Source organism: Paraburkholderia sp. CI2 (genome assembly GCF_014201055.1).
Lineage (GTDB): Bacteria > Pseudomonadota > Gammaproteobacteria > Burkholderiales > Burkholderiaceae > Paraburkholderia > Paraburkholderia tuberum.
Genome location: NZ_JACHDL010000032.1, coordinates 26157 through 37145, shown reverse-complemented (window position 1 = coordinate 37145; position 10989 = coordinate 26157). Strand labels below are relative to the sequence as shown.

At 61.8% G+C, this 10989-nt stretch carries 9 protein-coding genes and 1 pseudogene; 7 read left to right on the top strand and 3 right to left on the bottom strand.

Features of this window, described 5'->3' with window-relative positions; all coding sequences use genetic code 11:
• The first annotated feature begins 19 nt into the window (after nucleotides 1–19).
• Complete coding sequence (locus HDG32_RS31450) at nucleotides 20–826, top strand: oxidoreductase (protein WP_184073319.1); 807 nt, start codon at nucleotides 20–22, stop codon at nucleotides 824–826.
• Between the two features lie 16 nt (nucleotides 827–842).
• On the opposite strand, the gene HDG32_RS31445 is transcribed toward HDG32_RS31450, so the two are convergent.
• Nucleotides 843–2063, bottom strand: a complete 1221-nt coding sequence (locus HDG32_RS31445; RefSeq protein WP_184073317.1) for a sensor histidine kinase — start codon at nucleotides 2061–2063, stop codon at nucleotides 843–845.
• A 213-nt stretch (nucleotides 2064–2276) separates the two neighbouring features.
• Between HDG32_RS31445 and HDG32_RS31440 the strand changes: the two genes are divergently transcribed.
• Nucleotides 2277–2639, top strand: a complete 363-nt coding sequence (locus tag HDG32_RS31440; RefSeq protein WP_184073315.1) for a PleD family two-component system response regulator — start codon at nucleotides 2277–2279, stop codon at nucleotides 2637–2639.
• 37 nt (nucleotides 2640–2676) lie between these two features.
• Here HDG32_RS31440 and HDG32_RS31435 read toward each other — a convergent pair whose 3' ends face one another.
• Nucleotides 2677–3603, bottom strand: coding sequence for a LysR family transcriptional regulator (locus tag HDG32_RS31435; RefSeq protein ID WP_184073313.1), 927 nt, complete (start codon nucleotides 3601–3603; stop codon nucleotides 2677–2679).
• Between the two features lie 107 nt (nucleotides 3604–3710).
• On the opposite strand from HDG32_RS31435, the gene HDG32_RS31430 reads away from it, so the two are divergent.
• The gene (locus HDG32_RS31430) at nucleotides 3711–4586 is read left to right on the top strand and encodes an aldo/keto reductase family oxidoreductase (RefSeq protein WP_184073311.1); all 876 of its coding nucleotides are present in this window, start codon (nucleotides 3711–3713) and stop codon (nucleotides 4584–4586) included.
• Here HDG32_RS31430 and HDG32_RS31425 read toward each other — a convergent pair.
• Nucleotides 4587–5281: pseudogene (locus HDG32_RS31425) on the bottom strand (LysR substrate-binding domain-containing protein); the annotation flags it as partial.
• 1050 nt (nucleotides 5282–6331) lie between these two features.
• On the opposite strand from HDG32_RS31425, the gene HDG32_RS31420 reads away from it, so the two are divergent.
• The 4 genes from HDG32_RS31420 (at nucleotide 6332) to HDG32_RS31405 (ending at nucleotide 10942) form a co-directional block, all read left to right on the top strand.
• Nucleotides 6332–7165 (top strand): phytanoyl-CoA dioxygenase family protein, encoded by an 834-nt coding sequence (locus HDG32_RS31420; protein WP_184073309.1) that lies wholly within the window; start codon nucleotides 6332–6334, stop codon nucleotides 7163–7165.
• A 17-nt stretch (nucleotides 7166–7182) separates the two neighbouring features.
• A complete protein-coding gene (locus HDG32_RS31415) occupies nucleotides 7183–7596 on the top strand; it encodes a RidA family protein (RefSeq protein ID WP_184060698.1) in 414 nt (137 codons plus the stop codon).
• A gap of 76 nt (nucleotides 7597–7672) precedes the next feature.
• On the top strand, nucleotides 7673–9037 hold the full coding sequence (locus HDG32_RS31410; RefSeq protein WP_184073393.1) for a DUF1329 domain-containing protein: 1365 nt from the start codon (nucleotides 7673–7675) through the stop codon (nucleotides 9035–9037).
• A 75-nt stretch (nucleotides 9038–9112) separates the two neighbouring features.
• Nucleotides 9113–10942, top strand: coding sequence for a DUF1302 domain-containing protein (locus tag HDG32_RS31405; RefSeq protein WP_184073307.1), 1830 nt, complete (start codon nucleotides 9113–9115; stop codon nucleotides 10940–10942).
• The last annotated feature ends 47 nt before the right edge of the window (nucleotides 10943–10989 follow it).

Sequence of the window (10989 nt, the reverse complement as noted above, 5' to 3'; positions counted from 1 at the left end):
CACCTGAAGGGAGCTGTTCATGTCGAATTCCACTGTTGTCGTTGTTACCGGCGTGTCATCGGGTATCGGACGCGCCGCCGCCGAGAAGTTTGCCAGGCGGGGGTGCCGCGTATTTGGCACCGTGCGCAGCATCGCAAAAGCGATGCCTATCTCGGGAGTCGAGCTTGTCGAGATGGATGTTCGCAACGATGCTTCGGTCCAGGCTGGAATCCAGTCCATCATCGATCGCGCGAGGCGAATCGACGTGCTCGTCAACAATGCAGGAACGAGCATGATTGGCGCGGTCGAGGAAACGTCGACTGCCGAGGCCTCGTCTCTGTTCGATACCAATGTATTCAGCATTCTGCGCGCGACACAGGCTGTACTCCCCCACATGCGGGCACAACGCGGTGGAAGGATCGTCAATGTCAGTTCGGTGCTCGGATTTCTCCCGGCGCCCTACATGGGACTCTATTCGGCGTCCAAGCACGCTGTGGAAGGGCTGACCGAAACCCTGGATCATGAGGTGCGCCAGTTCGGCATACGCGCAACGCTGGTCGAACCGACTTTTACCAGGACCAATCTCGACATCAATGCGCCTCAGGCGGGTTCGAAAATCGCCGACTATGACCGCGAGCGTGCCCTTGCAACGAGCGCAGTCGTGAACAGTGTCAAAGGTGCCCCCGAGCCCGAGGGCGTGGCAAACACTATTGTCGAAGCGGCGCTTGGCGCCTGGCGGATGCGTCGCACGCCTGCCGGACAGGCGTCGTTGCTGAGCAAGTTACGCCGCTTTATGCCCGCTGGTCCCGTCGATTCAAGCTTGAGGAATACATTCGGACTTGGTTGAAGCGCTCGTCCACGCATCACATTGCGGCCGAGGTTCGACGCAGCGGAAACCGGATCTCGAACGTGGTCCCCACGCCCTCGCGCGACGCAAACTCGATCTGCCCATCGAGCACGCGGCATAGCTCCCTGACGATCGCGAGCCCGAGCCCCGTGCCCGGAATCTCGTCGCAGGCCGCGCGCTCGAACTCATCGAATACGCGCTCCGCGTCGGCGGGCGCAATGCCGACGCCGGTGTCGGAGACGCGAATCGCCCAGTGTTCGGCGCCATGCATCGCGAACCGGATTTCGACTTGCCCCGACTTCGTGTACTTGATCGCGTTGGTCAACAGATTGACCGCGATCTGCTTGAGCTTCAGCCGATTCGACGTGACGACCGGCAGCGCCGCGTCGAACGCGCTGCGCAACGCAAGCCCTTTCGCCTCGATCGACGGTCGCGTCGACGCGACGAGTTCGTCGAAGAGTTCGCGCAAATCGACGTCTTCGAGCACGAGCGGCGCGGAGTCTCCGAGCACGACCGAGTACTCGACCATCTGGTCGACCAGTTGCTTCATGTCGGCAGCCTGACGGTTCGCGAGCGTCAATGCGGTATCGGCTTTCGACGGCGCTCGCTCGATCAGTTGCAGCGCGACCGAAAACGCGTTGAGGAAATTGCGCAGATCGTGCACGACGCTGCGCGTGATCTGCATCCGCGATGCATATAGATCGCCGACCAGCCGTTGTTCGAGCGTCAATTCGTGATTCGCGCGTTCGAGCCGTCCCGTGTATTCGTCGATCTTGCGATCGCGTTCGGCGACCGCTTCCTTGATCGACTCATACCTGACCACGCTGAATGCTTCGGCGATCAGGCGGCGCGCGCGGCTCTCGTGACGGCGCGTGCACGTCCGGTCGCGTTCGACGAACTCTTCGAGCGCTTCGAAGAGCACCTGCTGAAAGAGGTCCAGTTCGCGCACCAGCTCTTCGATCCGGTAGCCCTGCTGCCAACGGACCTTGCCGTGCTTCTTCGCGTCGCGTTCGATCGACGTTTCGACGCGCTCGAGATCTTCTGCATCGAGCCCCCGGCACAGCTCGTCGAGAATATCCGGCAGATGGTCGGCCAGTTGCCGATAAGTGAGCTTGTCCGCTTCGACGAGATCGGCGTCGGCGGAGACGGCATGCATCCATTGCCGCGTCAGGCCGCCCCGTTCCGCGCGGATGAAGTTGGCGAAGTTGCGCAGCGGGCTCACGCGTCTGTCGGTCATGATGGATACCGGAATGGAGTTTCTACAACATACAACGCGCGAACGGTTCGAACGCCTCGATTTGCGCGGGCACCGCAAACCTGTTTCGCCGCCGATCGGCCAGGCGACCCGATGCGCGCCGGCAACCCGCGTCATTATCCGCGCAATTGCCGTTCGTGGAACATCTCTTGCGAGACTCTGATCAGACAAGAAGGCAAATTTCGTCCGCAAAACATGATGTATTCGATATTGCTGGTCGACGACGAACCAGAAATTCTAGCCGCATGGCGGTTGATTCTGGAGAGCGCAGGGTATGAGGTGAGTTGCGCGAGCAACGGCGCCGAAGCACTCGCTTGTGTCGTCGCTCACGTTCCCGACCTGATTGTTACGGACTGGATGATGCCGGTCATGGACGGCGCGGAGTTATGCCGCCGTTTGAAATCGATGCCGTTATCCGTCAACGTACCGATTCTGGTCCATACCGCGGTGCCGCCTTCGGACAGCGATGCGCATTACTGCAGCGCATGTCTGCTGAAGCCGATCGGCGCGGATCTCTTTCTGAGCACGATCGCGCAGCTTTGCGCGCAACGGTGCTGATATGGCACGCGTCGCCGCGATCACCGTCGTGATGACGTCAACGCCGTGCCACGTCATCGTCCGGGACGCCTGCTGAATCGTCCTTCAGGAAATCGACGAACGCGCGCAGCGGCGCGGGCACATGACGATGGCCCGGATAGTAAAGAAAAGGCCCTGAAAAGCGCTGCCACCACGGTTCGAGAATCGCTTCGAGCGCGCCGCTGTCCAGATGCGGGCGCAGCATGTCTTCGAACAGGTGAATGATGCCGAGGCCCGCGACCGCGCCGCTGACCGCGAGGTCGATCGCGGCGCCGGGCCGCACCAGCAGCGGTCCTGTCGGATTCAATTGCAGCAGCTCGCCGTCGCGCTCGAAGTACCAGGTCGGCATCGCGCCGCTGGCGAATTGCCCGCGCAGGCAGGCATGCGCGAGCAATTCGCCGGGATGTTGCGGACGGCCGTGCGCGTCGAGATACGCGGGCGCCGCGGCGGTCGCGAAGCGCTGCACGCGCGCGCCGATCGGCACCGCGATCATGTCCTGCTCGAGGCGTTCATCGTAGCGAATGCCCGCATCGCACCCGATCGACAGCACGTCGACGAAACCATCCTCGACCACCACTTCGACGCGAATATCCGGGTACTGCTTCAGAAAGCGCGCAAGCACGTCGGGCAGCACGATGCGCGCGACGCTCGACGGCACGTTGAGCTTCAATGTGCCGGTCGGCTTGTCGCGAAAGCCGTTCAGCACGTCGAGCGCCGCTTCCATTTCGCCGAACAGCGGCGTCAGCTTCTCGATCAGACGCAGCCCGGCTTCGGTCGGCGCGACGCTGCGCGTGGTGCGGTTCAGTAGCCGCAGCCCGAGTTTGGTTTCGAGGCGCCGCACCGCGACGCTCAGACTCGACGCCGACACGCCGCTCACGCGCGCCGCGTCGCGAAAGCCGCCGGCGCGGGCGACGGAAACGAAGGCGGCCAGATCATTCAGTTCCATGACGATTGATTGTGCAGAATTTTGAACAACCCGTACACGTTAGACCGCTTTATTCAACAACGCAATTGCGGCGATACTGCCGCTCATCACTTCACGAGGAGATCGTCATGCCGAACTTCAGCTCCATCGACACTTTCGCACTAGCCGGCCGCCCGGTGCGGCGCATGGGCTATGGCGCGATGCAGCTGGCCGGCCCCGGCGTGTTCGGGCCGCCGAAAGACCGCGACGCGGCGCTCGCGGTGCTGCGTGAGGCGGTCGCGTCGGGCGTCGACCACATCGATACCAGCGATTTTTACGGGCCGCACGTGACCAATCAGTTGATCCGCGAGGCGCTCCACCCGTATCCACGCGATCTGACGATCGTGACGAAGGTGGGCGCGGTGCGCGATGGCGCCGGCGCCTGGCTGCCGGCGCAGGAGCCCGCCGACCTCGAGCGCGCGGTGCATGACAATCTGCGCAACCTCGGGCTCGACGCGCTCGACGTGGTCAACATGCGCGTCATGGGCAACGTGCACGAGCCGAGCGAGGGCTCGATCGAAAAGCAGGTCACGGCGCTCGCCGAACTGCAGCAGCGCGGGCTCGTGCGTCATGTCGGCCTGAGCAACGTGACGGCCGCGCAGATTGCCGAGGCTCAGCGCATCACTGAGGTCGTGTGCGTGCAGAACCACTACAACCTCGTGCATCGCGACGACGATGCGTTGATCGATGCGCTCGCGGAGCAGGGCATCGCCTACGTGCCGTTTTTCCCGCTGGGTGGCTTCACGCCGATTCAATCGTCCGAGCTGTCGGAGCTTGCGCGCAAGCTCGAGGCGACGCCGATGCAGGTCGCGCTTGCCTGGCTATTGCATCGGGCACCTAACATTCTGCTGATTCCGGGCACGTCTTCGGTGACTCATCTGCGTGAAAACCTGCAGTCGGCGCAGTTGAAGCTCAGCGACGAGGTGCTCGATCAACTGAATGCGATCGGCGCTGAAAAGGGCTGATTACACCGATGCCGCGATGAACTCCCGCAACCATTGATGCGCGGGATCGCGATGCACCCGCTCGTGCCATAGCATCGCCATCTCGTAGCCCGGCACCTCGACGGGCGGCTCGACCATCCGCAGCGCGTCCGTGCCGCGCACGAGACGCGCACGAGACGCGCGGGCAGCATCCCCACGAGATCCGTGCTCGCGAGCACCGACTGCATGAACAGAAAGTGCGGCACCGACAGCACGACCTTGCGCGCGAGACCCACCTTCGCGAGCGTCTCGTCGGTGACGCCGAAAAAGCCGCCGCCATCGGGCGACACGATCACGTGTTCGAGCTTGCAGAACTGCGCGAGGGTGGGCCGGCGCTTCAGCTTCGGATGACCCGCGCGGCCGACCAGCACGTAGCGCTCGGCAAACAGCACGCGACGGCGCAAGCCTTCGGGCGCGCCTTCGCTCGTATGGAAGCCGATATCGATATCGCCCTGTTCAGCCTGGCGAGCGAGCCGCGGCGGCACCGCCTCGACGATCGCGAGACGCGTGCCGGGCGCCACCGCGCGCAAGCCCGCGAGCATCGGCAGGATGATCGTCGACTCCGCGTAGTCCGTTGCGGCGATGCGCCAGGTTTGCGTCGCCGCGGCGGGATCGAATGGAATGGTTGGCGCGACCGCGCGCTGCAGTGCGTCGAGCGCTTTGCGCAATGGCGGTTTCCTATTTCGTTATCACTGTCGCGGTTTCTGTCAAATGCGATTCGTTGAGGTACTGCACATAGATTTGCTTTTGTGAGCGATGCCGCGGCTCGTCTTGGAAGTGCAGGCGACGTGTATCAAACGGAAGCTGCTGACGTGCCAGGTCATATGGGCGCATTTGTACCATTGACTCAATTCGTGGTCGTGCTCTCTTGAGAAATTGACGGTTATCAGCGCTTCAGTTCGATCTGTCTAGATTCTCATTGACGAGGAGCGCGCTCGAACCTCACGCTCCGAGGTCCCGTTGAAAATACACTGAACGAACGTTACTGCATGCAGACTTGCCTAACGTCTACAGTCCGACGGTAGACGTTCCTGTTCAGCCAAGGCACGAACGTGTATTCGTCGTACGCGTTGCTGCCCATATAAATCCAATTGCTGAGTATGTTGGACATCACCATCTCCCACTCCTTCCGTCGCTAACGGGCACCGCTCCGGCTTCGCGGCAAAAGCCGCTCCCAGCCACGTTCTCACGCCTTTCGATGCCGCGGCACCGGGCTGCTACTCGATCGACTGCAGTATGTCGTTACCAAAAGGCAAGACCGGGCACTGCATCAATGCCCCATTTCGCTCGAAGGCGGCTCAAAGCTGGTCCTTGCGACCGGTATCCGCGTCGTGGATGTGTGCAGAAGAACGCTTTCGACGCGACACCGCTCTTGTGCCACGACTACCAAAGGTGCGGATATGCCAGACGGCCACAAATACTGTACATAAAGACTAAGATAGGTATGTGTACAAAATAAAGCAAGGGGGTTCGGACAGCCCGCTCATCGCTATCGTCCTCGAAGGTGGGACCTCGGGCGCCCGAGCTGCTTGCAGGAACGGGAGCCGCGTTCTGCTTCTAACCGTGGCTTGGCATCTTGTGCTCAACCTTGTGAAGGCAGGGAATTCCCTCTCTTTTTTCTTTTTTTTGGTTTTGTATCATGACCTAACTTTGGTGGTATTTTCTACAAAGGCGCCGCGGGAAGCGTTTTGAACCGGGCTGCCGATTGACGATTCAGGAGTTCAGACATGGATGAAGCCACGCGCGAGGCGTTCGCCGAGGACGGCGCCGTTCTCGTCAAAGGTCTTCTCAGCGAGCAGCAGTTGGCGCGGTGCAGGGAGGTCTTCGACTGGGGCATAGAGAACCCCGGGCCTATGGCTTGCAGCCTGTTCGAAGGCACGGTACACAAGACCCACAACGACAACGCCAATCCGTATGCGAAGGGGCGTCTGGACGAGCTGGTTGGCCAACTGCCGTTCGGCCGACTGTTCGCGGACCTGTGGGCCTCGGATCACGTCTGGTATTTCGCAGAGGAGCTGTTCCTCAAAAGTGGGGGCAGGAGCGGTCGCTCGCCGTGGCATCAGGACACGTCCTACCTGCCATGGGAGGGGATGCACCTCGGGAATGCGTGGATCAGCTTTGAGGCCGTCCCCAAACAGAATGCGCTTGAGATTGTGCGGGGATCCCATCGAGGTCCGCGTCACGATGGCACGACCTTTCAAAATGCTGAAGATCCGACTGATCCTCTCCATGGCGGCGATGTCTGGCCGCGCCTGCCGAATATCGAAGCTGAGCGCCGCGATAACCCGGCTGCTTACGACATCATTTCGTGGGCGACGGAGCCCGGTGACGTCCTGCTGCTGCATCCGGGCGTGCTGCACGGCGGCGGCGCGGTGGACAGCGCGTTTCCAGAGCGCCACACGCTCGTGCTGCGCTTCTTCGGCGACGTCGCGGTTTTCAGTCCGCTGCCGCAACCGAGCGTCTCGGGCTTCACGTCGTCCGGTGTCTTGCTCATCGAAGAACTTGCCGCGTTGAAAGAAGGGGATCCGTTTCGCGCACCGTGTTTCCGTCAACTCGTCTGACCATAGGGGCCACCATCATGACAATGTCCACTACGCGGCAATCGATCATCCCGCCGCCGTTCCAGGCGTTCTACGACGCTTACCATTTTTCACCCGCGACCCGCGTGGGGAACACGATCTGGGTCTCCGGCCAGGTCGGCATCGGCACGGATATGAAAGCCGGCGAGGGCATGCCGGCGCAGGCCCGCATCGCCTTCGAGTCCCTCAAAGCCGTGCTCGAGACGGCGGGCGCGAGCCTCTCCGACGTGGTGGAGCTGACCACCTTTCACACGGACTTACGCGGTGAAATGGAGGCCTTTTCGGCGGTCAAGGACGCGTACTTCCCGGCGCGCTATCCGTCGTGGACTGCGGTTGGCGTAACACAATTGGCGCTGCCAGAGTTGTGCATCGAGATTCGGGCTGTGGCCGTGGCAGGCTGCGGCGAGGACTGAGCGGTTCGGCCCCGATGTGTAGGGTTTGATTCTAACGATGCGTACTACGAATGAAAATTGGATCGGAAGGAGAGTCATGATGAGAAAGCACACCATCGGAACCATGTCCGCCATCACGGCTACTTTATTGCTCGTGGCCGGAGTGGCAGTTGCCGACGACCTCACGCCGTCAGGCGCCGAGCGCGCGGCCAGCAAGGACGGACTCGTGCCGGCGTTTGCCGGCAGGGAAGCCACGCCGGCCGGCTGGGAGTGGGGCAAGGTCCGCGGTGACTTCTGGAAGTACAAGAACGAAAAACCCCTGTACACGATCGATGCGTCGAACGTCGACAAATACGCCGAAAAGCTGTCACCGGGGGAGATTCAGCTCGTCAAGCAGTTGAAGGGCTACCGCATGGACGTCTATCCGTCCCACCGCGAATGCCAGCTGCCGGATTTCGCCGAGCAGAATTCGAAGGCAAATCTCACGACGGCGAAACTCGCTTCGGATGGCGAGACGCTGCAGGCGGCGGCGCTACCAGGCGTGGCGTTTCCGCAGCCGACGAACGGCGCCGAGGCGATCCTCAACTATGAAACACGGTACCGCGGCGAGGGGGTCGAGTGGTCGCCGGTTGTCACGTCCATTTCACCGCGCCCGGGCGGCAGCGACTGGATCGACGCAATCGGTCCCCAGGTGTTCTATTTCCCGGGGGGCAAGGATGGCAGCAGCACGCCGCAGGATGTTGACCAACTCAGTCTCGGTGCCTACTTTTCCGTCGATTCGCCGGCAGCACTGGCCGGGCAGGCCTTCGTGCAGCGGCAGTACTTCGATAAGGATTCGGAAACGTACTACTACTTCCCCGGCCAACGCCGGGTGAGACGCATGCCGGCCTATACGCACGATGCGCCACTGATCGGCTTCGAGAATCAGTATCTGATCGACGAATCCAACATGTTGAACGGCTCAATCGACCGCTTCAACTGGAAGCTCGTAGGCAAGAAGGAAATGATCGTCCCGTATAACGATTTCGGCATGTACACCTTCAAGGACAAACTGCATGACGTCGCCACGCCCAATGGCATCTCGTCCGATCATCGCCGCTACGAGGTGCACCGCGTCTGGGTCGTGGAGGCGACGCTCAAGCCCACGGCGCGCCACGTTGCGTCGAAGAAGGTGTTCTACCTGGACGAGGATAGCTGGCTTGCGCTCGTGGGCGAGGACTATGACGCGCAGGGCAAGCTCTGGAAGGTGCGCGAGAGCTACCCGATCCCGGTGTGGGAACTGGGCGGCGCCTGCGATAACGAGCCGTTCGTGCAGTACGACGTCAACAACGGGCGCTACGTGTTCGACGCCTCGTCGATTGGCCAGGGTAAGGACATTCGCTGGTACCAGCAGGTCAACGACCCGCGTTTCAAGACGGACTTCTTCACGGCTGAATCCTTGCGATCGGTGAGCGAGCGCTGAAGTTCGGCGAAGGACCAGGGACCGGCGTGCATCGGTGACGTGCGCCGGGATCGAGGGTGACGGCAGGGGAGATCCATGAAAACGAAGATCATCGGAAGATATATTGCGGCGTCGCTGGCCATGTTCGGTACGGCTGCGACCAGCGCGTACGGTTATGAGTTCACGACGGGTCTTGGTGATCTCACGGGTTCATGGGTGACCAACCTCACGGGGGGCGCGGGCATCCGCACAAAAAACCCGAGCTGCTCGCTTACCGGCGACCCGAACTCGTTCGGTTGCGGCGCGGCAGCCAACACCAATCAATGGGGCGTGGGTGACGACGGTAATCTGAACTACCGCAAGGGTCAGCCCTTCAGCACCTACGTCAGCGCGACGAGCGAACTGCTCTTCAAGATGCCAAGCGAGGGCCTAAAGTTCATGATCCGTGGCACGGGTATGTACGACTTCCTCGCCGGCGACACGAACCGCACGCCGCTGTCGAGCACCGCTGCGGCGCAGGTCGTCTACAACGTGCAACTGCTCGACCTCTGGGGCGAGAAGGATTTCACGATCAACGGGCAGAGCGCGCACGTGCGCCTCGGCAACCAGGTGGTCAACTGGGGCGAGAGCATGTTCGCGCAGGGCGGTATCAACGCCACCAACTCTCTCGACGTGCAGAAGCTGCTGATTCCCGGCTCGCAGCTGAAGCAGGCGCTGCTGCCCGCGCCGATGATCAGCTTTGCAGCGGACCTTTCTCATGGCTTTAGTACTGAGGATTACTACCAGTTTTCGTGGAACGGCAACCGCTATCCGCCGGTGGGCTCGTTCTGGTCGGTATCGAACAGCCTGGGCCGGGGAACCAACCCGTATACGGTGAGCACCACTAATCTGAACGTGGCCGGCCCCAGCGCCGGCACCATCGCGGGGGCCAGCAGCGGCAACCAGAACGTGCTCGACGGCATCAATAACGGCCTCGTCAGCGGTGCGTTTGCGGGGCCTCCCTTTAACGTTGTCGGCCTGCCCGTCAACTGGCAGGCGCCATCGAAGTACCATCCGCAGTTCGGCATGAAGTTCAACTATTCGCCGCGCTCCTTCGATGCGAACTTTGCTGTCTATTACGAGAACTACACCGACAAGTCGCCGGTGCTTTCGTCTCTGGCCAATGGGACGTTGGACTGGTCGTATCTGCAGAACCGTCAGCTCTTCGGCGCCAGCGCTAACTTCGGGATCGGCAACTGGGCGATCGGCACCGAGCTCTCGTACCGGCCGCACGATGCCGTCGCACTGTCGAGCTGCTATGGCGCAGGTGGCCCACTGGACCTGAACACCAACGGCGTGGCCGGCGTGAATTGCCAGCAATGGGCCGACATGAAGAAGCTCCAGTACGACATCAACGGGCTGCTGGCGCTAACGCGCAGCGAGTATCCGTTCCTCAAGCTGCTCGGTGCGGATGAAGCGACGCTGACCTGGGAGCTCACATGGATCTACTACCCTGGCCTGAGCCAGCGCGGCGTCACGCGCTCGGTGGATGGCCAGACGGTCACGCAGGTGCCTCAGGCGGGCTACCTGCCCTGGCTGAACAACGGATCCAGCCTGGGCTACCCGATCGGCATGGCGCAGGGCACGTCGAGCTCCGTGGGCGCAACCATCGATTTCAACTGGACCTACGACGGCACGCTGATTCATGGCTGGCAGGTGACGCCGGGCGTGACGTTCGCCGACGGACTCTACGGCTATACGCCGACGCTTACCGCGAACTACCTGCAGGGCTCGAAGTCGCTGAACCTCTACGTGCTGTTCAACCAGAACCCGACGGTCTGGCAGGCGGGCATCAATTACACGCTGTTCTGGGGCGGGCACAACACCGTAGGCAATCCCTACGCAGACCGCAACTTCGTCGGCATGTTCGTCACCCGGAACTTCTGATGGCCGAAACGCCGGCGTGGGGTCCGATGCCGCTTGTCGCCGGAGCT